Source organism: Ruegeria sp. BE3, assembly GCF_056538865.1.
Genome location: NZ_JBQFTW010000001.1, coordinates 787,774 through 808,676 on the forward strand (window position 1 = coordinate 787,774; position 20,903 = coordinate 808,676).

At 60.4% G+C, this 20,903-nt stretch carries 20 protein-coding genes; 10 read left to right on the forward strand and 10 right to left on the reverse strand.

Features of this window, described 5'->3' with window-relative positions; all coding sequences use genetic code 11:
* Positions 1-29: 29 nt before the first annotated feature.
* Genes pdxA through lptG form a run of 4 tightly spaced genes read right to left on the reverse strand, consistent with a single transcriptional unit; the run spans position 30 to position 5,486 of the window.
* Positions 30-995, reverse strand: a complete 966-nt coding sequence (pdxA, locus tag ACR0AZ_RS03925; protein ID WP_480666809.1) for a 4-hydroxythreonine-4-phosphate dehydrogenase PdxA — start codon at positions 993-995, stop codon at positions 30-32.
* A complete protein-coding gene (locus tag ACR0AZ_RS03930; RefSeq protein WP_480469591.1) occupies positions 992-2,236 on the reverse strand; it encodes a peptidylprolyl isomerase in 1,245 nt (414 codons plus the stop codon). Before ACR0AZ_RS03930 ends, pdxA begins: the two co-directional genes overlap by 4 nt.
* Entirely contained in the window at positions 2,227-4,386 is a 2,160-nt protein-coding gene (locus ACR0AZ_RS03935) for an LPS-assembly protein LptD (protein ID WP_480666810.1), read from the reverse strand. Before ACR0AZ_RS03935 ends, ACR0AZ_RS03930 begins: the two co-directional genes overlap by 10 nt.
* Positions 4,386-5,486: an LPS export ABC transporter permease LptG gene (gene lptG / locus ACR0AZ_RS03940; protein WP_480469593.1), complete on the reverse strand. Its 1,101-nt coding sequence runs from the start codon at positions 5,484-5,486 to the stop codon at positions 4,386-4,388. Before lptG ends, ACR0AZ_RS03935 begins: the two co-directional genes overlap by 1 nt.
* Before the next feature lie 219 nt (positions 5,487-5,705).
* Between lptG and ACR0AZ_RS03945 the strand changes: the two genes are divergently transcribed.
* Genes ACR0AZ_RS03945 through ACR0AZ_RS03955 form a run of 3 tightly spaced genes read left to right on the forward strand, consistent with a single transcriptional unit; the run spans position 5,706 to position 8,721 of the window.
* Positions 5,706-7,184, forward strand: a complete 1,479-nt coding sequence (locus ACR0AZ_RS03945) for a leucyl aminopeptidase (protein WP_480469594.1) — start codon at positions 5,706-5,708, stop codon at positions 7,182-7,184.
* Positions 7,185-7,188: 4 nt separating this feature from the next.
* Entirely contained in the window at positions 7,189-7,647 is a 459-nt protein-coding gene (locus tag ACR0AZ_RS03950; RefSeq protein ID WP_480469595.1) for a DNA polymerase III subunit chi, read from the forward strand.
* Positions 7,648-7,674: 27 nt separating this feature from the next.
* Positions 7,675-8,721, forward strand: coding sequence for an aldo/keto reductase (locus ACR0AZ_RS03955; RefSeq protein ID WP_480666811.1), 1,047 nt, complete (start codon positions 7,675-7,677; stop codon positions 8,719-8,721).
* A gap of 76 nt (positions 8,722-8,797) precedes the next feature.
* Here ACR0AZ_RS03955 and ACR0AZ_RS03960 read toward each other — a convergent pair whose 3' ends face one another.
* Positions 8,798-9,784 carry a GlxA family transcriptional regulator gene (locus tag ACR0AZ_RS03960; RefSeq protein ID WP_480469597.1) on the reverse strand — a complete coding sequence of 329 codons (987 nt, stop codon included), beginning with the start codon at positions 9,782-9,784 and terminating at the stop codon, positions 8,798-8,800.
* 131 nt (positions 9,785-9,915) lie between these two features.
* Here ACR0AZ_RS03960 and bcoG point away from each other — a divergent pair, with 131 nt between their 5' ends.
* The 4 genes from bcoG (at position 9,916) to ACR0AZ_RS03980 (ending at position 13,457) form a co-directional block, all read left to right on the forward strand.
* Positions 9,916-10,830, forward strand: a complete 915-nt coding sequence (gene bcoG, locus ACR0AZ_RS03965) for a 3-dehydrocarnitine:acetyl-CoA trimethylamine transferase BcoG (RefSeq protein WP_480657440.1) — start codon at positions 9,916-9,918, stop codon at positions 10,828-10,830.
* A 61-nt stretch (positions 10,831-10,891) separates the two neighbouring features.
* The gene (locus tag ACR0AZ_RS03970) at positions 10,892-11,224 is read left to right on the forward strand and encodes a hypothetical protein (protein WP_480666812.1); all 333 of its coding nucleotides are present in this window, start codon (positions 10,892-10,894) and stop codon (positions 11,222-11,224) included.
* Positions 11,225-11,232: 8 nt separating this feature from the next.
* A complete protein-coding gene (locus ACR0AZ_RS03975; RefSeq protein WP_480666813.1) occupies positions 11,233-12,699 on the forward strand; it encodes a carnitine 3-dehydrogenase in 1,467 nt (488 codons plus the stop codon).
* Positions 12,696-13,457, forward strand: coding sequence for an SDR family oxidoreductase (locus ACR0AZ_RS03980; RefSeq protein WP_480666814.1), 762 nt, complete (start codon positions 12,696-12,698; stop codon positions 13,455-13,457). The genes ACR0AZ_RS03975 and ACR0AZ_RS03980 overlap by 4 nt, the downstream gene beginning before the upstream one ends.
* 1 nt (position 13,458) lies before the next feature.
* On the opposite strand, the gene ACR0AZ_RS03985 is transcribed toward ACR0AZ_RS03980, so the two are convergent.
* The gene (locus ACR0AZ_RS03985; RefSeq protein ID WP_480469602.1) at positions 13,459-13,641 is read right to left on the reverse strand and encodes a hypothetical protein; all 183 of its coding nucleotides are present in this window, start codon (positions 13,639-13,641) and stop codon (positions 13,459-13,461) included.
* Positions 13,642-13,717: 76 nt separating this feature from the next.
* The gene (locus tag ACR0AZ_RS03990) at positions 13,718-14,584 is read right to left on the reverse strand and encodes a helix-turn-helix domain-containing protein (protein WP_480666816.1); all 867 of its coding nucleotides are present in this window, start codon (positions 14,582-14,584) and stop codon (positions 13,718-13,720) included.
* 109 nt (positions 14,585-14,693) lie between these two features.
* Here ACR0AZ_RS03990 and ACR0AZ_RS03995 point away from each other — a divergent pair, with 109 nt between their 5' ends.
* The 3 genes from ACR0AZ_RS03995 to ACR0AZ_RS04005 are packed head-to-tail and all read left to right on the forward strand — an operon-like array spanning position 14,694 to position 16,716.
* Positions 14,694-14,897 carry a DUF2061 domain-containing protein gene (locus ACR0AZ_RS03995; protein ID WP_480657445.1) on the forward strand — a complete coding sequence of 68 codons (204 nt, stop codon included), beginning with the start codon at positions 14,694-14,696 and terminating at the stop codon, positions 14,895-14,897.
* The gene (locus tag ACR0AZ_RS04000; RefSeq protein ID WP_480666817.1) at positions 14,890-15,792 is read left to right on the forward strand and encodes a fatty acid desaturase; all 903 of its coding nucleotides are present in this window, start codon (positions 14,890-14,892) and stop codon (positions 15,790-15,792) included. Before ACR0AZ_RS03995 ends, ACR0AZ_RS04000 begins: the two co-directional genes overlap by 8 nt.
* 21 nt (positions 15,793-15,813) lie before the next feature.
* Complete coding sequence (locus tag ACR0AZ_RS04005; RefSeq protein ID WP_480666818.1) at positions 15,814-16,716, forward strand: EamA family transporter; 903 nt, start codon at positions 15,814-15,816, stop codon at positions 16,714-16,716.
* Here ACR0AZ_RS04005 and ACR0AZ_RS04010 read toward each other — a convergent pair.
* From ACR0AZ_RS04010 to ACR0AZ_RS04020, 3 genes are all read right to left on the reverse strand, one after another.
* Positions 16,713-18,092, reverse strand: coding sequence for a DEAD/DEAH box helicase (locus tag ACR0AZ_RS04010; RefSeq protein WP_480666820.1), 1,380 nt, complete (start codon positions 18,090-18,092; stop codon positions 16,713-16,715). The genes ACR0AZ_RS04005 and ACR0AZ_RS04010 overlap by 4 nt on opposite strands.
* Positions 18,093-18,275: 183 nt before the next feature.
* The gene (locus tag ACR0AZ_RS04015; RefSeq protein WP_480666821.1) at positions 18,276-19,217 is read right to left on the reverse strand and encodes a glycosyltransferase family 2 protein; all 942 of its coding nucleotides are present in this window, start codon (positions 19,215-19,217) and stop codon (positions 18,276-18,278) included.
* Between the two features lie 21 nt (positions 19,218-19,238).
* Positions 19,239-20,843: a peptide chain release factor 3 gene (locus ACR0AZ_RS04020; protein ID WP_480666822.1), complete on the reverse strand. Its 1,605-nt coding sequence runs from the start codon at positions 20,841-20,843 to the stop codon at positions 19,239-19,241.
* Positions 20,844-20,903: the final 60 nt, after the last annotated feature.

Below are 20,903 nucleotides of genomic sequence, written 5' to 3' on the forward strand. Positions count from 1 at the left end.
GGCGGGGATATTTTTGGCCAGATGAAGCATTAGCGGGTGTTGGCCATGGATTGGGCGAGCCTTAGCGCTTCGATCAGGCTGGTGGGGGCGGCGATGTTCTGACCGGCGATATCCAGTGCCGTGCCGTGATCCGGGGATGTGCGGATGAACGGCAGGCCCAGCGTGACGTTCACGCCTTTGTCGAAATCCAGCGTTTTGATCGGGATCAGGGCCTGATCGTGGTACATGCAGATTGCTGCGTCATAATTGGTGCGTGCGGCGGCATGGAACAGGGTGTCCGCCGGGTGCGGGCCGGTGAGTGTGGTGTTTTTGATGCTCAGGTCGGACAACAGGGTCGCGATCCAGTCCATCTCCTCGGTTCCCATCTTGCCGCCTTCGCCTGCATGCGGGTTCAGGCCGGCAATCGCGATCCGGGGGGTCGGGATGCCGAATTGGGTTTGCAGGCTGTGGGCTGTGATCTCGATCGTGTCGCGCAGCAGGTCGGGCGTGAGCGCCGATGGAACTTGCGATAGCGGGATGTGAATGGTGGCCGGGACGACGCGCAGCTGATCGCTGGCCAACATCATCACAACGCGTTTGCGGCCGGCCAGAGCGGCGAGGAACTCGGTATGGCCCGGATAGGCGAAACCGGCTCCGTCGATCAGGGCCTTTTTGTTGATCGGTGCGGTGCACAAGGCAGAGGCCGCGCCCGACTGGACCAGCGCAACGCCCTGTTCAATGGCATCGATGACCGAAGGCGCATTGGCCGGGCCGGGATGGCCGGGCCGGTTGGGGGCGGGAAAATCCAGTTGCAGAACAGGCAGGGCGGATGCGCTGGCCGCGCGCGCCTCAGACGGATCGGCTATCCGGGCAATAGGGGTGTCCTGTGGCAGGTGCGCGGCGTCTCCGATGTAAAAGAACGGGCAATTGTCGCGTAGCGCCTTCCATGCCTTGGCTGCGATCTCGGGGCCAATTCCGGCGGGATCACCGCAGCTGAGGGCGATGGGGGCCGTCATTGCTCGATGATGACGGCGTCAGCCCGGAGTTGTTGCAACAGACTATCGGCAAAGGCCTGCAGGCGCTGCTGGGTCAATGCGTTGGCGACATCGGCGCGGGTGGTCTCTTCGCCCAGATTGCGGGTGCGGTTGCACAGCATCAGGAACACCAGGGTCTGACCGTTATTGCGCGTCAGCGTAGTCGACACCTCGTTCGGGTCCAGCTTGGCCAATTCCAGCGCGATATCCCGCGGGATCTCGGAAGGTTTGGCGGTGACGCGATCCAGCACCTCGGCAGGTTGATCCTTGGCAAGGCCATAGAGGTCATCGCAGGTGTCGATTTCTTCGCGCAGCTTAGCGGCGTCTGCCAGTGTTTCGGCGCTGCGACCTCCTGCGAGGTAATAGGCGGCGTAGTCGATCTCGGAATAGTTCGGGGTGCCGGGGGCAACCTCGCGGATACCGCGCATCTGGAACAGGGCGACGGCATTGCTGAGCGACAGGGGTTGCGTGATCTCTCCGTTTTTCAGACCAAGGATAACCGGTTGCAGCGCGGGAGGCAGATTGCTGAGCGACAACCAGTCGAGCCGCCCGCCTTCTTCGCGCGTGGCGGCAGCGGAATATTGAATAGCGGCTGACGAGAAACTTTCCTGATCCGTGAGCTGGGAAATCTCATCGGCCAGTGCTTCGGCTTGTGCCAGCGTCTGCGGGGTGACCGGGATGATGATTTCGGATAGCAGAACCTGAAGGCCGCCACCGCCACCTTGCCCGAGGGCGCGGTTGATCTCGTCTTCGGTGGGGCGCGATTGCGACAGGTAGCGCGCGCTGACATATTCGCGCCACGACAGCTGATCGGCGACGAAATCGCGCACGGTCTCGCGCGAGACGCCAGCTTCGTTGAGCAATCTCAGAAAATCTTCGCTGCCAAGATTGCCCCGAGCGGCGAGTTCATCGATTCCGGTCTGGACATCTTCGGGGGCGACCTGAATTCCGACCTCGCGCATCGCTTGTTTGCGCAGACGGTCCTGAATCATCGCTTCGCGCACCTCGTCCTCGGAACTGCCGGGGGCACCGAGCAATTCAAGGAATTGCTGGCGTTGCTGCAGTTCGTACCAGGTCACGATGTCCTGATTGACGCGGATGGCGGGTGAGAACAGGCTTTGACTGAAAGCCTGCGGTGCCGTCATGCCACCCAATGCGACGGCAAAGAAGGCGGCGCGCCAGCCAGAGCGGAGAATTGTGGTGAAACCTGAGATCAGCTGCATCTTTTCTTGAACTTCTTGCCTTCGCCTTCGACGGAGTACCCTGTCAGGGCTACGGTAAAGCCGAATTCTGTCGAAGGCTCAATACTTGATGTCGAGGTAAAGCGCCTGTTGACGGTCATATTAACTTGCACACATTCGTTACTGTAGGTCAGCCCGAAGCCCAGACGGAGTGGTTCGGATTCGCTGATATCATATCGCGCACTCGCACGTGTCAGCCAGTTTTGGTCGATCCGATAGCGCCCGGCAACCCTCAGTTCCGAAATTTCATCATTATTGAGCTCGGCCGGATCGGGTTCAAGCCAGACATAGCCGCCGCTCAGCGATGTGTCACCCTTGGTCCAGGCGGCGCGGAGCTCGGCCTTGGTGAAGCTGAAATCGCTGTTCAGCAATCCGCGTGCCGCAAGGGTCAGGCCCCGGCCATTGTTCAGCTGCCCTGCCAGCAGCAGGTCCGATTTGGTACCTTGCAGGCCCGAGGTCAGGGTGAAATCCGGGTCGGCATCGGCGCGGAAGACCTGTCCGATGGTCGCCAGCGCGTGCCAGCCATCGGCCGCGTACCGCGCCCAGTTCACGCCGATGACCGCAGTGGTCCCGTCCTCGCGCCGGTCTTCGGCTGGAAAGCGGGAAAGCGACAGAAGGTTGCCCTGATCAAATTCCTGAAACGTGCTTTCGTCATTCGGGACATCCGTGTCCGAGACATCAGTCCAGCCGATCTGAGCGATGGGCTCCAGTATCTGGGTGGCTCCGCTTTGCTCGCGCCGTTGCATGGGATAGCGCAGGGTGAAGGCCGCGCGCGGTGTGGCGCGGGTTACATCATTGGGAAAACTGCTGTCGTTGCGGATGTTGAACGTATCGATCGCGGCACCCAGCTGGGCGTCGGCGCGCAGACCTGTGGCAAAGGTCCAGCTGCGCAACCATTCGGCATCGAATGTCGCGCGGGCGACGTCGCGCCCGACAATGTCCTCATCGCTGGTGCGGGTATGGGTATGCCCGATAAAGGCCAACGCGACTTCACCCCCAATGGCTTTGGGGAAATAGCGCTTGCGGAAGTCGATGTCGAAAATGCGCGAGGGGATCTCATCCTGCTCTTCGCTGTCACGGAGGGTTTCATAGTGGATGAAGCTGGTGCGGAACGCGGTGTCCCGTTTGATCCGTTCCAGGGCAATCTCGCTGCGCAGACGGTCGAAATCGGGCAGGCCGTAATCGGCCAGATAGGCATCATCCGAGGTGGTTTTGATGTCGAAAGTCAGGCGATAGCTGTTCTGCAGGTTGAAATAGCCATCCGCGAAGAAATAGCCGCGATCCTGATTGGGTTGGATGTCATCCCGGGTGTAGGCGCCGCGCAGACGGATTCGGCCGTTTTTGAACGCCTGCCGATAACGCAGCCCCAGTGTGCGGGTTTTGGACGACACATATGGGGTGACCGTCAGGTCCTTATGATCGCCAAGCTTGAAGAAATAAGGTACCTGCAATCCGGTTCCGAGCTGCGAGGTCGTGCGGATCGACGGCACAAGAAACCCGGTGGCGCGGTCCAGGGTCGGGTCGGGCAGGCGCAGGAACGGGAAATAGAATACCGGCACATCCAGGACACGGAATTGGGCACCCTCGAAATAAAGCTGCCGTTCGACCTGATCATGGGTCACTTTGCGGGCGCGGATTTGCCAGAGCGGCGGTTTTCCATTGGCACAGACATGGCACGAGGTGGCTGCCACCTTGCTGAACTGCGTATAGCGTCCAGCGGCACGGGTTGCCTGCACCGAAGCGATCTGAACCTGCTGATCAAACACCATTCGCGCGCCGGTCAGCAGACCGTTCTGAATGCCGCTGTCCAGTTGCGCGGAATCAGCCAGCAGCGTGGATTGGCCGCCCTGATCGATGCGGATCGGGCCCGTCAGGGTCAGCTCTCCGGTCTCGCGGTCGTAGGTAATGCTTTGGGCGGTCAGCTTCACGTCGCCCTGAAAGGCTTCCACATTGCCCTCGGCAACCAGTTTGCGGTCGGGGGTGATGAAGATCTGATCGGCTACCAGCAGCGCGGGCTGGTCTTGAGCGCCTGCGTCGGTTGTTGGGGCGGTATCGTCGCTCTGTGCACTGGTTGCAATGGGCAGTGTCAGGATCAGCGCGCTGGATAGCAGCAGGGGAAGCAGGGCACGCATCAGCCGTCCTCCGCATGCAGCAACAAGCCCAGCGACAACAGGATCCCGGCAAAGGGCGGGGCCCAGGCGGCGACAAAGATGGGCAACTGTCCGTTTTCACCCAGAATTTGAGCGAAATTGCGGATGAAATAGATGCCAAAGCCCAGCAGCACGGCAGTCAGCACCGCAATGCCAGTGCCGCCAAAACGCACATGGCGCATGGTAAAGGCCGCGCCAATCAGGACCATCGAGACCAGAAATAGCGGGCGCGCCAATTGGACCTGCAGCCAGACCTCGTATTGCTTGGTTGAAAAACCGGCCTCGCGCAGATCACGAATCAACTGTGGCAGGTCGTAGACCGAGACTGAATCCTGTTGCCCCAGAGTATCCAGGATACGGTCACGGGTGAGCGTGGTCGGCAAATTCAGCACCTCATGTGTGATCGCGTTGGTCTCTGGGTTGAGGTCGTCTGCTAGTGTCCAGACCTTGACCTCATGCAGTGCCCAGTGGCCGTTTTCCAGTTCAGCACGCTTGGCGGCGATTTGTTCGGTGGGTTTGCCCTGAGACGAGAATGTCGTGATTGTCACGTCACGCAGTGCAAACCTGTCGCCATTGACCGTGCCAAGCGCATGGATGACTGACTGACCGCTGGCCGAGCCCTGACGCAGCCACAGCCCATCGCGGCTGATGGACAGGGTCGAACTGCCGTTGTTTCGAAAATCATCTGACAGGCGCTGGTATTCCTCGGATGTTGCTGCAGCGATTGGATTGAGTAATGAAACAGCAAGCGCGCCAATGGTCAGCGCCAGCAGGACCGGAGCCAGCAGCGCCCGGATGCCCGAGCGCCCGATGGCGCGTGTCACCACCAGTTCCGAGCTGCGGGCGAGGCCCACGAACAATGCAATCGTCGCAAGGATCATCAACAGCGGCAGCATCTCACTGATGGCTGTGGGGGTGTTCAGCAGGGTCAATCGCAAAAGCTGCCCGAAGGACAATCCGACCCCGTCAAAGCGGCGCACCTGCTCGATCAGGTCGATCAGGATCATCAGGGTCAGAAAGATTCCGCCGATCACCAGAAAGCTCTGGATGAAACGTCGGGCAAAATAACGGTCGAGGATCACGCAGGCATCTCCGCCCGATTGCGGCACTGGAGAATCGCGCGCCGCACTGGATTGATGCGCGACAGCCTATGCCTGCCGAATGATGCCACGTTATGTCCCCCGGGCCTGCAATTATTTTCGGGCGACCATAATGCAAATGCCCGTCGGGGAAAACTGCTATCTGGTCAACTGCGACCGTGCGGGCTAGGTCTTGGGCAACGCATTTTTCAGGAGAAAGATATGAGCAGTCTGGTGCCCGTCCGTTTTACCCCCGTTGATCTGGATGCGATGGCGACGGCCAAGGGCCGCGTCACGATCATCATTCCGGAGGACGGCAAGATGAGCCCCGCCGCCCGTCGCGCCAACCGCCTGACCAAAGGGGCCGTTGCGCGTCTGGTTGAGAGCGAGCGGTTCGGAAAGGCCAAATCGGGCGATGTAATCCCGATGGCGTGGCCTACGGGTATGGAAGCGATTGCCCTGGATGTGCTGGTGCTGCCGCGCCGTCCCGACAGCGATGAGGCGCGCAAGGCCGGGGCCAAGCTGATGAAGCTGGCTGCGGGCAAACCGGTTCTGGTGATGGCGGCCAATCAGGTTCGGGTCGAGGATCTGGCCCTAGGCATGGTGCTGCGCGCCTATGATTTTGATGCCCACAAAACAAAGGACTCGGACCCCGCTGGCGAAATTGTGATCGCGCATGGCAAGTCTGATGAGGCCGAAGCGGCCTTTGCGCCGCTTTATGCCGTCGCTGACGGCGTGCGGATGACTCGTGATTTGACCAACGAGCCTGCCAATGTGCTGACGACCACAGAATTCGCCAATCGTCTGGCCGAGATGGAAGCGCTGGGGCTGAAGGTCGAGGTTCTGGAAGAGGACAAGCTGGCCGAGTTGGGCATGCGTACACTGCTGAGTGTCGGGCAGGGATCGGTGAGCCCTTCGAAAGTTGTGGTGATGCATTGGAACGGTGGCGACAAGGATGACGCCCCGCTGGCGTTGGTCGGCAAGGGTGTGGTGTTCGATACCGGAGGGATTTCGCTGAAGCCCGCGGGCGGCATGGAAGACATGACCATGGATATGGGCGGCGCTGGCGTCGTGGCGGGCACCATGCGCGCGCTGGCCAAGCGTAAGGCCAAGGCCAATGTCGTGGGGCTGGTCGGGCTGGTTGAGAACATGCCATCGGGCAATGCGACCCGCCCCGGTGATGTGGTGAAATCGATGAAGGGCGACACCGTCGAGATCATCAATACCGATGCCGAGGGCCGTTTGGTTCTGTGCGACGTGATGTGGTACGCGCAGGATCGGTTCAACCCGGTGGGTATGATCGATCTGGCTACTTTGACCGGCGCGATCATCATCGGTCTGGGGCATGAGAATGCCGGGGTCTTCTCGAACAATGACACGTTCTGCGATGCCTTCCTGAAATCGGCCAAGGCCGAGGATGAGGGTGCATGGCGGATGCCTCTGGGTCCGAAATACGACGAGATGTTGAAATCGCGCATTGCGGATATGAAGAACGTGGGCGGACGGCCTGCGGGTTCAATCACCGCCGCGCAATTCCTGCAGCGTTTCGTTAAGGAAGAGACGCCGTGGATTCACCTCGATATCGCGGGCGTGGCCTCGGTCTCGTCCGAGACATCTTATGCGCCCAAAGGGGCCACCGGCTGGGGCGTGCGTGCGCTGAGCCGGTTCGTGCAGGACAATTTCGAGAGCGCGGAAGACTAATTCCGTGGGGGCCGTCTATTTCTACCACCTGACCCGTCAGCCGCTGGAGCACACTCTGCCGGTGCTGCTGGACAAGGCGCGGCAGGCCGGGTGGCGGATCGCAGTGCGTGGTGTTGATCCGGCGCGGATGGACTGGCTGGATGAAAGATTGTGGCTGGGGCCCGAGGAGGGGTTCCTGCCGCATGGCCGCGCCGGTGGCCCGCACGATGCGGCACAGCCGATTTTGCTGACCACCGGATCAGAGGCTGCCAATGACGCGACCTGCGTGATGGCAGTGGACGGGGCGCAGGTCGAGGCCGATGAGGTTCAGGCGCTGGAGCGGGTCTGCATTCTGTTTGATGGGAACGATCCGGATGCGGTTCAACATGCGCGCGGGCAGTGGAAGGCGCTGACCGGCGCGGGATGCTCGGCACAGTATTGGTCGGAAGAATCAGGGCGTTGGGAAAAGAAGGCCGAGGCTTGATCGGCCAATTTATTTAGGAGATTTGAGATGGAAATGAAGCCTTTGGGCCGCACGGGGATAATGGTGTCAGATCTATGTTTGGGCACGATGACGTTCGGCACGCAGACCTCAGAGATCGATGCGCATCGTCAGATGGATATGGCGCTGGCAGGCGGGATCAATTTCGTCGATGCGGCCGAGATGTACCCGGTCAACCCGATTTCGAAAGAAACGGTCGGACGGACTGAAGAAATTCTGGGCAATTGGAATGCGGCCAATCGCGCACGGCGCGGAGATTATGTGCTGGCGACCAAACATTCGGGCGAGGGGTTCATGCATGCGCGCGATGGGGCGCCGATCACGCATGAGACCATTCCCGAAGCCATCGAAGGTTCGCTCCGCCGGTTGCAGACGGATTGCATCGATCTCTATCAGTTTCACTGGCCGAACCGCGGCAGTTACATGTTCCGGCAGAACTGGGATTTTGAACCGCGTCCGCATGATCCGGTTCAGGTCGTCGAAGAGATGCGTGGCTGTTTGAACGCACTTCAGGCTCAGGTCGAAAAGGGCAATATCCGCGCCTTTGGTCTGTCGAATGAAAGCGCCTGGGGCACGGCGCAATGGCTGCGCGCCTCGGATGAGGTCGGGGGCCCTCGGGTTGCGACGATCCAGAACGAATATTCTTTGATGTGCCGGTTGTTCGATACCGATCTGGCCGAGCTTTGCATGTATGAAGATGTGGGATTGCTGGCCTTTTCGCCGCTGGCAGCGGGATTCCTGACGGGTAAGTATCAGGGCGGCGCGGTACCCGAGGGATCGCGTATGTCATTGGTGCCGCAGATGGGCGGGCGTAAAACGGGCCGCGTATTTGATGCGGTTGTGGCCTATCTGGAGATCGCAGCCCGTCATGGGCTGGACCCGATTCACATGGCGTTGGCCTGGTGTCAGAGCCGCCCCTTCATGGGATCGGTGATCTTCGGGGCAACGACGACCGAACAGCTGGAGCATATCCTGGCGGGCAAGGATCAGGTGTTGTCGTCAGAGGTGATGGCCGAGATCAGCGCGGCACATCGGGCGTTTCCGATGCCTTACTAGAGTGGAAGGGGGCTCTGCCCCCGTCGCCTTTGGCGACTCCCCCGAGATATTTTTAGCCAGATGAAGAGGGATCCCGTCAGTGATGGGTGGGCTGTGTGCGGTCTTGTCTGAGGTCGCGGGCTGAGAGGCCGTGGGCCGTGCGGAAGGCGCGGGCGAAGCTGGATTGGGACGTGAAGCCGGTCGCCAGCGCGACATCCATTAAGGACAGGTTGGTGTCGGTGACCAGACGGCGCGCCTCGGCCAGACGCAGTTGCAGGTAGTGGTCCTGCGGTGTCGTGTCCAGGCGCAGGCGGAACTGCTGTTGCAGGGTGCGCGGGCTGGTGCCGAGTGTGTCGGCAATATCGGCGAGGGGGAGCGGGTCGTCGAGCGACGCCTCCATCAGCGCGTTTGCCTTGGCGGTCAGGGCAGTGTGGCGGTGCGGCGCTCCGGTGCGGCTTTGGGGCTTTGAGGGCTCGGAAAGGCCGTCGTAGAGGAACAGGCCGGAGACACGCGCGGCAAAGCCTGCGCCGTGCCGCGCGGCGATGATATGCAGCATCATGTCGATTGCCGGGACCGCTCCGCCAGAGGTCAGGCGGCTTTCGGATACGGTAAACCGATCGGGGCGTACGTCGACGGCTGGGAAACGGGCGGCGAAGTTTTCCAGATCCTCCCAATGGGTGGTTGCGGCGTGGCCGTCGAGCAGACCGGCCTCGGCCAGCAGCCAGGGGCCGCCATCGATGCCTGCCATGGTCGCTCCGGTGCCAGCGATGCGGCGCAGACCTGCCAGCAGGCTGGGCGTGGCGTGGCGGGCGAGTTGGAACCCGGCCACGACGATCATCAGGTCGCAGCTTTGCAACCGAGCCAGCGGAACGCCCGGTACTTGCAGCGCGCTGGTCAACATCGCCGGGTCTTGGGTGGCGGTGACATAGTCCCAGTCAAACGCAGGGCGATCGGCCAACCGGTTGGCGGCGCGCATAGGGTCGACCGCGGCGGCGAAGCTGAGCGTGTTGCACTCATCCAGCACCAGCACCGCGGTTTTCAGGGCGCGATGTTCGGGCTGGAGTATGTTTTTTGCGGATTTCATCAAGTTCGATTCGCATTCTGGCAAGTGTTTCCACAAGGCTGCGCCAGAGTCGCAGGCAACGCAAATCGGAATCCGGGGAGAAGTCTGGGGAAAACCTGACGCACAAGCCGGTATAACTTGGGGAAAACAGCATGCCTCTGGAAATGAACCGCGAAGTCTTCATCACCTGCGCTGTCACCGGATCGGGCGGGACGCAGGATCGCAGCCCGCATGTGCCACGTTCGCCCCAGCAGATTGCCGATAGTGCGATTGCGGCGGCAAAGGCGGGGGCCGCTATCGTGCATTGCCATGTGCGCGATCCTGAAACCGGTGCGCCGTCGCGCGATCTTGGCCTCTACCGAGAGGTGACGGACCGCATTCGGGATGCCGAGGTGGATGTGGTTCTGAACCTGACCGCCGGGATGGGCGGAGACATCGTATTTGGTGGTGTTGAAAGCCCGTTCCCGGTGAACGAGGCGGCGACCGACATGATTGGTGCGACCGAGCGCGTCGCGCACGTCGCCGAGTGTTTGCCGGAGATTTGTACCTTGGACTGCGGCACCATGAACTTTGCCGAGGCCGATTATGTCATGACCAACACCCCCGGCGCGCTGCGGGCGATGGGGCAGATGATGACCGATATGGGCGTGAAGCCCGAGATCGAGGCTTTTGACACCGGCCATCTCTGGTTTGCCAAGCAATTGGTGAAAGAAGGGATTCTGGAGCCGAACGCTCTGGTGCAGCTGTGCATGGGGGTGCCGTGGGGCGCGCCGGATGATCTGAACACCTTTATGGCGATGGTCAACAATGTGCCGGATGACTGGACGTTCAGCGCGTTCTCGCTGGGGCGGAACCAGATGGCTTATGTGGCGGCGACCGTGCTGGCAGGGGGCAACGTGCGCGTGGGGCTTGAGGACAATCTTTGGCTGGACAAGGGCGTTCTGGCCGAGAACTGGCAGCTGGTTGAGCGGGCAGGTACCATCATCGAGAACATGGGTGCGCGGGTGATCGGGCCGCAGGAAGTTCGTGAGAAACTGGGGTTGGTGAAGCGGGCACCCAAGGGCTGAGAACCCATCTTGCGCCCAACAGCAGAAAAGGGCAGGCCGGGGCATCGGCAGAAGGAATGAGATGATGCGTTTGTTGCCTTTGACGTTGGTCGCCTCCGGTATGATAGCCCTGATTGGGTGCCTGCCAGAAGGCGACGAAACCACTGGCAAGCCTGTCGAGTCTGAGCGAACGGCATGCGAAGCCCAGGGTGGCACCTATGAGATCGGTGGTCTGGCGCAAAGCTATGTTTGTTTCACGCCCTTGCCGGACGCTGGCGCCACCTGTGAAAAGGAAACCGATTGTGCAGGCTTCTGCCTTTCGGAAACAAGACAATGCAGCGCGGTCACGCCGCAATTCGGGTGCATACCGCACCTGGATGAAACGGGGCGTGAGCTGGTGATTTGTATCGATTAGAGGACAGCATGACGAAAACAGCAGCGATTATCGGTGGTGGCGTGATCGGCGGCGGATGGGCCGCCCGGTTTCTGCTTAATGGATGGAACGTGCGGGTTTTCGATCCGGATCCAGAGGCCGAGCGCAAGATTGGTGAGGTTCTGGACAATGCGCGGCGATCTTTGCCGGGGCTGAGTGATGTGCCTTTGCCAGCAGAAGGAACGCTGACGTTTCACGGTGATCTGGCCGATGCCGTTCAGGGGGCTGTCTGGATACAGGAAAGCGTGCCGGAGAGGCTCGATCTGAAACTGAAGGTATACAAGGGTTTGCAGGAGACGTGTGATCCGGGTGCGATCATCGGGTCCTCAACCAGCGGGTTCAAGCCATCTGAGCTGCAAGAGGGGGCGCTGCGGCCCGAGCAGATCGTTGTGACGCATCCGTTCAACCCGGTTTATCTGCTGCCGTTGATCGAACTGGTGCCGACCGACAAGAACCCGCCAGAGATGGTGGCGCTTGCGCAGGATCTGCTGAAATCGGTGGGTTTCTTTCCGTTGCATATCAAGAAGGAAATCGATGCGCATATTGCCGATCGGTTCCTCGAAGCGGTCTGGCGCGAGGCGCTGTGGCTGGTCAAGGACGGCATCGCCACGACCGAGGAAATTGACGAGGCGATCCGTATGGGCTTTGGCATCCGCTGGGCGCAGATGGGTCTGTTCGAGACCTACCGTGTCGCAGGGGGCGAGGCCGGGATGCGGCATTTCATGGCGCAGTTTGGGCCTGCGCTCAAATGGCCCTGGACCAAGCTGATGGATGTGCCTGAATTCACCGATGAGCTGGTCGATATGATTGCAGATCAGTCGGATGCGCAGTCTGGCATGCACTCGATCCGCGAGTTGGAACGCATCCGCGACAACAACCTCGTGGGTATGATGCGGGCGCTCAAGGCGCAGAATTATGGGGCCGGGGCGGTGCTGAACCAGCATGATGCGGCTTTGAAGCCCGGCGCTTTGCCGACGCTGGATCAGGCGGATTTGAGCCAGCCGATCCTGACACTTTCGCGCGCCGTTCCCTTGGATTGGACCGACTACAACGGTCACATGAACGAGGCGAAATATCTGGAAGCATTTGCCGCCGCCACCGACCGGTTCATGGAGATCATCGGATGCGACATGGACTATATCCAATCGGGCGGCAGCTATTTCACCGCTGAAAACCACATCCGTTACATGAACGAGGTCCACGCGGGCGCAAAGATCGACGTGCGCACGCAGATGCTGCTGGGGCAGGGCAAGAAGCTGCATGTGTTCCATGAGATGTATGCGGGCGAGACGCTGCTGGCGACCGGCGAAAGCTTTTTGCTGCATGTCAGCCTGGAAACCCGTCGCCCCAGTGCGCCATCGCCCGAGATCGAGGCCGCGATGGCGCGGATTGCCGAGGCTCAGGCCGGGTTGCCTTATCCCGAAGGTGCAGGGGCGGCGATCCGCAAACCGGCATGAGCGGCAAGGTCCTGATCACGGCCGGAGCATCGGGCGTCGGGCGCGCGATGGCCGAAGCATTCGATGCGGCAGGTGCCGAAGTCTGGGTTGCTGATCTGGATGCGGATGCATTGGCGCAGTGCCCGCCGCATTGGAGGCGTAGCCAGCTTGACGTATCTGATGAGGCAGCGGTTGAAGCGTTGTTCGCCGAACTCAGGACCGCATGGGATGGGTTGGACGTGCTCTGCGCCAATGCCGGTATTGCCGGGCCGACGGCCCCAGTTGAGGATGTGGCCTTAACCGATTGGCGAACCTGTCTTTCCGTGAATCTTGAGGGCGCGTTCCTGTGCAGCAAATACGCCGCCCCGATCATGAAACAGCAGCGCAGCGGAGCGGTTCTGATCACCTCGTCCACGGCGGGTCAGTACGGATATCCCAACCGTGCGCCTTATGCGGCGGCGAAATGGGGGATGGTGGGACTTGGCAAGACACTGGCGATGGAGCTTGGGCCACATGGTATCCGCTGCAACGTCATCTGCCCCGGCTCAGTCGAAGGCCCCCGGATGGAGGGCGTGCTGCAACGCGAGGCCGCAGCCAAGGGCATGACCCGCGATCAGGTCTATGACGGCTATGCTTCGGGCACGTCTATGGGCCGCTTTGTCGAGGCTCGGGACATCGCGAATATGGCCGTGTTCCTCGCGTCAGATGCGGCGCGGCTGGTGTCGGGTCAGGTGATCGCCGTGGATGGTCATACAGTCAATCCCGACCCGAAGCTCTAATCTAGCCCTGATTTGGCCCCCGGATCTGGCGGATGGCGCTGCGGACGGCTTGCCAGTCCTGCGCCTCCTGCGGGTTTCCGGCGGCTTCGCATTCTCGCATCTTCTGTGCGGCTTCTGCCTCGGCCCGATCCCCGTGGGCGGTGTAGAGGGCACGTGCGTATTCAGCGGTTTTGAGTGCGTCCATTCCTGTCATCCTCCATCTCAGATCGGAATGTCTGATGGTTCGCGCCCGACGACTATACTACAGGATCGCGCTCAGGTCATTCCCGCGTGATCTGCTGCCGTAGTTGCTGCAGATAAGAGGGGAATTCGCGGGCGGTCATATCGGCCTCACGCACCAGCCGGTCGAAATGGCGGGTGAAGACCTCGATCCTGTCGCGGTCGCGAAACGCCATATAGTGGCTGCCTGCGTAAAAGACACAGAGCAGGGGGCCGAAAATCGTAACGGGCGCGGAGTAAAGCCGTTTGGCATCATAGAGATAGATGCGCAACCGGGGATAGAGCTGTTCCCAGAGGTTTAGCAGGTGATCGATCTGATCCAGCCGGATTTGCAGGGGCAGGCCCTCGTAATATCCGGTGGCGTGGGCAAAGCTGTGAAGTTCATACAACGGCATCGCGACTTCATAGTCTGATTGCGCGCTGCGCATCCAGGACAGCCGGTCCTCGGACGCGCCAATCGCCTGATCTGCCGTACGACCCAGATGCGGGGCATATTCCCATTCCAGCACGGCGCGGGTCTTGAGCATGTCGGGCAAGGTGGCGGGGACATAGCGGATTTTGTAGCCTGCGGCCTCCTGATGCCATTCGAAGATGCGTTCATCGACCAATGCGCGGGCGGCCTCGGTCAGGGTCAGGGAACTGGCAAGCAGCTCCGCAGCGCTTTCGGGACGGTCCGAGAGCCCCAGCAACCAATCAACCGAGACGCCGAGCGCCGAGGCGCAGCTGCCCACCACATGCGCGTTGGGCAGGCGCGCGCCTGCTCCGGTCAACAGTTGTGAGATGGTCGAGCGATCCACGCCGATGTCACGTGCAAGGGCGCTTTGACTGACATCCCGGTCCTGCATCGCGCGGGCAAGACGGTGGCGGAACTGCGCGGCGCGGTCGCGTTTGTCGACTTTATCAAGCATATGTTGATTTATATCACATATGTTGAAGATTGTTAATCATATTCAGAATTCCCGAACCGTGGCCCTGTCTGTAACGCTGAAATGACAAAAACAATAAATGGGGTCCGGAATGGAGACGCGACGAAGATCGGTCGTGAAGGCTGTGGTGTGGAATGTGATGGGGCTGGCGGTGATGACGCTGGTTGGCCTGATTGCCACGGGATCAGCCGCTGTCGGAGGGGTGCTGGCGCTGGTCAACACGGCGATCGGCCTGACGCTCTATGTGATTTACGAGCGTATCTGGGCCGGTATCGCGTGGGGTCGCAATGGCTGACCCCACGACGCCGAAATCGCCTGAATGGGTCACTTTTGGCCTGATTGTTGGATGTTACCTCGCCTGGCTGGGTACTTTGTTCTGGCTGGCCGGTGCGACTCTGTGGTTGGCCATCCCCGCGATGGGGTTGATCGCCGCGCTGCATTCGTCGCTGACACATGAGGCGCTGCACGGGCATCCGTTTCGACAGAAATGGCTGAATGAGGCGCTGATGGCGTTGCCCCTGACACTTTTCATCCCGTTCAACCGGTTCCGCGACCTGCATCTGGCGCATCATTGCGATGCCAACCTGACCGACCCTTATGACGACCCGGAAACCAATTATCTTGATCCTCAGGTCTGGGCCGGTCTGGGGATGTGGCAAAAGCGGCTTTACCTGCTGAACAACACTCTATTGGGGCGCATGGTTTTAGGGCCTGCTATTGGACAGTTGGCCTTTATGCGGGATGAATGGCGCGGCGCGCGGCGCGGTGATCGGGATATTCTGCTGGCCTGGGCCTTGCATCTGCCCGGAGTGGCTGCGGTGCTTTGGATCGTTTCCCTGTCGCCGATGCCAATCTGGGCGTTTGTCCTGTCGGCCTATATCGGGTTGGGTCTGGTCAAGATCCGCACCTTTCTGGAGCATCGCGCACATGAGAAATCCCGTGCGCGCACCGTTATCGTCGAAGATCGCGGCCTTTTGGCTTTTCTGTTTCTGAACAACAACCTGCATGTCGTTCATCACATGAATCCCGCAGCCCCCTGGTACCGTCTTCCCGCGCTTTATCGGGCCGGCAAAGAGCGGTATCTGGCTTGCAATGAATCCTATGTCTATCGCTCTTACGCGCAGATATTCCGGGACTATTTCTGGCGCGCCAAGGATCCGGTGGCGCATCCGCTCTGGCCAAAGCTCTGATTTAACGACAGAAGGGAAGCCATGAGTTTGTGGATTCCCATCACCCTCGCAGCCGCGACGTTTCAGACCGTGCGGTTCATGCTGCAAAAATCGCTGAGCAGCGTGAAGCTGTCGGCCGCCGGGGCAACCTTTGCGCGGTTTGCCTATTCCATGCCGCTGGCGCTGTTGGGTCTGTTCATAGCGCTGCAGGTGACGGGGTTTGAGTTGCCGACGCTCACGGCGCGGTTCTGGGTGTTTGCTGTGATCGGCGGGACCACACAGATTCTGGCGACGATCTGCGTGGTCGCCTTGTTCAAACAGCGCAACTTTGCGGTCGGGATCACGTTCAAGAAAACCGAGGTTATTCAAACCGCTATCGTCGGGTTTCTCATCCTCGGGGATCAGATTTCAACCGGTGCGTTGGGGGCCATTCTGCTGGGGCTGATGGCAGTTCTGTTGCTGTCCAAAACACCCGGTGGCGAGGGTGCATGGTGGCGCAATTTGACCAACAAGGCCTCGCGCCTTGGGCTGGGGTCCGGGGTGTTGTTTGCTTTTTCCTCGGTCACCTATCGCGGCGCGTCGCTGGAACTTGGGGACAATGACGCGTGGTTCCGTGCGCTGGTGACGTTGGCCGTGGTCGTCAGCTTCCAGTTCCTCAGCATGGGGATTTGGCTGTTGTGGCGCGACCGGGCCGAGTTGCGCGCGGTGTGGCAGACACGAAGCACTGGTGTCTTTGTCGGCCTCACCAGTCTTGGCGGCTCGTTCTGTTGGTTCTTCGCCTTCACGCTGCAAAACGCGGCTTACGTGAAGGCGTTGGGGCAGGTGGAGCTGATCTTCAGCCTGTTTGCTTCGCTGCTGTTCTTCCGTGAAAGCATCACCCGGCGAGAGATCGCCGGGATTGCCTTGCTGGGTCTGTCGATACTGGCGCTGGTGTTGGCGATTTAAGACGCGTCTGCATCCGCCAGAGCAGAAGTTCCCGCGCGCCGCTCTTCAAAGCTGAGAGCGATGAAGCTGGGCAGATGATCGCCCATGCCCACCACTGCTGGACCAGCATCATCGCGGCGACCGCGGCCGCGACCCTTGGACTCACGATCCTTCTTGCCTTCGCTCTTCTTGCTCTCGGCAGGTTTGGCTTTTTTCTCGGGCTTCGGCTTTTCGGCCTTTGGTTCTTCTTTGACCGGATTGTCGATGCGCGGAATGTCTTTCTGAATCAGCTTTTCGATTGCATCCAGAGCCTTCTCGTCGCGACCCGAACAGATCGTGACGGCCTTACCCTCGCGTCCGGCGCGACCGGTGCGGCCAATGCGGTGAACGTAATCCTCGGCATGGCTGGGGACGTCGAAGTTGAACACATGGCTGACCGAGGGGATATCTAGACCCCGTGCGGCCACGTCCGAGGCTACCAGCAGGCGCAGCGAGCCATCGCGGAACCCGTCCAGCGTTTTCATCCGCTGCGACTGATCCAGATCGCCATGGATGGCGGCGGCGTTATAGCCGTATTTCTTCAGTGACTTCGCGCAGATATCCACGTCCGTCTTGCGGTTGCAGAAGATGATGGCGTTGGTGCATTTTTCACCTTCGGCGTCGATCAGAGCGCGAAGGACCTTGCGCTTGCCGCTGGCCTCGCGGTCGCGGCGACCGCCTTTGAACAAGACGACGCCCTGTTCGATGGTTTCCGAGGCGGTGGCCTGACGGGCAACCTCGATCCGGGCAGGGGCGGACAGGAAGGTATCGGTGATGCGCTCAATCTCCGAGGCCATGGTGGCCGAGAAGAACAGCGTCTGGCGGGTAAACGGCGTCAGCGAGAAGATGCGTTCGATATCGGGGATAAAGCCCATATCCAGCATCCGGTCGGCCTCATCTACCACCATGATCTGAACGCCGGTCAGCAACAGCTTGCCGCGTTCGAAATGGTCCAGCAGACGGCCCGGCGTGGCAATCAGTACGTCGACGCCCCGGTCGATCAGGGCGTCCTGTTCCTTGAAGCTGACACCGCCGATCAACAGCGCTTTGGTCAGTTTCACATTTTTGGCGTAGGTGTCGAAGTTTTCCGCCACCTGTGCTGCCAGTTCCCGCGTCGGGCACAAGACCAGCGAGCGCGGCATACGCGCGCGGGCGCGACCCCGGGCCAGCAGGGTGATCATCGGCAGAGTGAAGCTGGCGGTCTTGCCAGTTCCGGTCTGGGCGATCCCCAGAACATCGCGACCCTCAAGCGCAGGTGGAATCGCGCCTTCCTGGATCGGAGTGGGGGTTTCGTATCCGGCTTCCTCAATGGCTTTGAGGACCTTCGGGTTCAGGTTCAGTTCGCTAAACTTTATCATGTATGTCCGGTTCATGCGGACACTAGACCTGGCCCGCGCGTCTGAAATATGCCGGGCCCGGATGGCCATGCGCCCTTTGCGCATAACGGCTGAGGCGGGGCATAACAAAAACGTGGGGCAGGGTCAAATGAAGAGGAGTTCATCTGTCGCATCTCCGCTCAATACGCGAATTTATGCAACAATTCAGATGCTTCCGGGGAAGTGTTTCGCCACTTTCTGATCCAGATTCAAAGGCCGATGCCGGATCAGATCGTGATCTTCCAGCCTTGTGCGCACATCCGCGTCGGCGGCGCTCATTTCATCGTAGAAGGCGCGCAACCCCTCGGGACCCTGTTCCGCTTCGATCCAGCTGAGAAGTTCATGCATGTTCAGGCCACCCCGGTTGCGGGGGACGTTTGGCGTCATGCCCGCCTGATAGGAGCCGCGCTCCATCCGGAAGTTGAGATGCGCCTGCCAATGGTCCCAGCTGGGCGCGTGGCGGTGGCATAGGTCAACCTGCGGCAATTCCGTCTTTACCGGCAGAAGAACCTTGTTCTGGAACAGGTTGTGAATGCGGTAACTGAGATTTTCCATCCCTGTGCGGACAAATAATTTGCCCTGTACATGGCTGAGAAACCCGCCCAGCACAAAGGCCCCGTAGTTCGGATAAAGGTTCTGGACCAAAGCCTCGCGATCAGGGCCGTTCGGGATGTGCGCCTTATAGAGATCTTCGGCCCCGGCGATCGCCTCAATCGGGCGCACCCGGACGGCGGGGGTGGTTTCGGGGATTTCCTGTAGCAGATCAGCGATGGAGTTTGAGGGCCAGAGGAACTCATCCACATCAATATGCGCCAGCCAGTCCAGATGGGTGTTGCGATAGACGAAAGTCGCGTGGGTCGTTTGCCGAATCTGGTGCTTTTCCGGGCACTTTCGTTTGCGTTCTTCCCAAAACGCATCGTCACAGATTCGCGCGCGGATTCTGGGATGTTGTTGCAATGCACGCAGGGCGCGGTGGTTCGGTTCATCCAGATAGATGTACAGCCGATCAGCGCCCAGATCGAGGTGATGGGCGACGTAGCGCAGGATGTCCTCGGTCGGGCCGCGGACCATCGACACGATGCCCCAGGTTGGACGCTCCTGCATCATAGCCGGCCCATCATCCGCCGATCAGGTCATCATTTCTTTGGTCGCGGTCAGATTGAGCGCCGGATAGTCGCGTACGACCCGGTCGATATCCCACTGCAGCCGGGTCAGATAGACGATGTCGCCATCATGATCATTTGCGATGTGCTGCTTGTTGGCGTTGACGAATTTCTCGACCTCTGTCTTCTCACCGCTGACCCAGCGGGCCGAGGTGAACTGAGATGCTTCGAACCGTACGGGCAGGCCATATTCCATCTCGATCCGGCTGGCGAGCACTTCGAACTGCAGCGCGCCGACGACGCCGACGATAAAGCCCGAACCGATTGAGGGTTTGAATACCTTGGCGGCACCTTCCTCGGCAAACTGCATCAGCGCTTTTTCAAGATGTTTGGCCTTTAACGGATCTGCAGCGCGAACAGTTTGCAGCAGTTCCGGCGCGAACGATGGGATGCCGGTCACGCGCAGCGCTTCGCCCTCGGTCAGCGTGTCACCGATGCGTAGCTGGCCGTGGTTCGGAATGCCGATGATGTCCCCGGCCCATGCCTCTTCCGCGAGTTCGCGGTCAGAGGCGAGGAACAGGACGGGGTTCGAGATTGCCATCGGCTTTTTTGACCGCACATGCGTCAGCTTCATGCCGCGTTTGAAGTGGCCCGATGCCATGCGGACAAAGGCCACCCGGTCGCGGTGCTTGGGGTCCATATTGGCCTGCACCTTGAAGACAAAGCCCGCGACCTTCTTTTCGTCCGGTGCGATCTGGCGGGGTTCGGCGGATTGAATCTGAGGTTGCGGGCCATAGGCTCCGATGCCTTCCATCAGTTCTTTGACACCAAACGAGTTGATGGCCGAGCCGAACCAGATTGGAGTCATGTGCCCTTCCAGAACCGCCTGAGGGTCAAGCGCGGGCAGCAGTTCGCGCGCCATCTCGACCTCTTCCAGTAGCTGTTCCAGCAGATGCTCGGGTACGTGTTCGGCCAGCTTGGGATCGTCCAAGCCGTTGATCTGGATGCTTTCTGCCACCTTGTTGCGGTCGGCGCGGTCCATCAGCTCCAACCGGTCGCGCAGCATGTCATAACAGCCGATGAAGTCGCGTCCCACGCCAATGGGCCATGCGGCAGGGGTGACGTCGATGGCCAGCATCTCCTGAATTTCGTCGATGATCTCGAACGTATCGCGGCTTTCGCGGTCCATCTTGTTACAGAAGGTCAGGATCGGCAGATCGCGCAGACGGCAGACCTCGAACAGCTTCTGCGTCTGGCTTTCCACACCTTTTGCACCGTCGATTACCATCACGGCTGCGTCCACGGCGGTCAGCGTGCGATAGGTATCTTCCGAGAAATCGCTGTGGCCGGGGGTGTCGACAAGGTTGAACCGGAAATCCCCATAGTCGAACGACATTGCCGAGGCGGAGACCGAGATACCTCGATCCTTCTCCATTTGCATGAAGTCCGAGCGCGTGCGCCGCGCTTCACCCTTGGCGCGCACCTGACCGGCCATCTGGATCGCGCCCCCGTACAGCAGGAACTTTTCCGTCAGCGTCGTCTTACCCGCATCGGGGTGCGAGATGATGGCGAATGTCCGGCGTCGGGCGATCTCGGGCGGCAGGGTGGGTTGGTTCGAGGTATCAAGCATAGGGGCGCGTATAGGCGGGGAAACCTGCCGAGGCAAGACAAAGGGGGTGGATCGAATCGT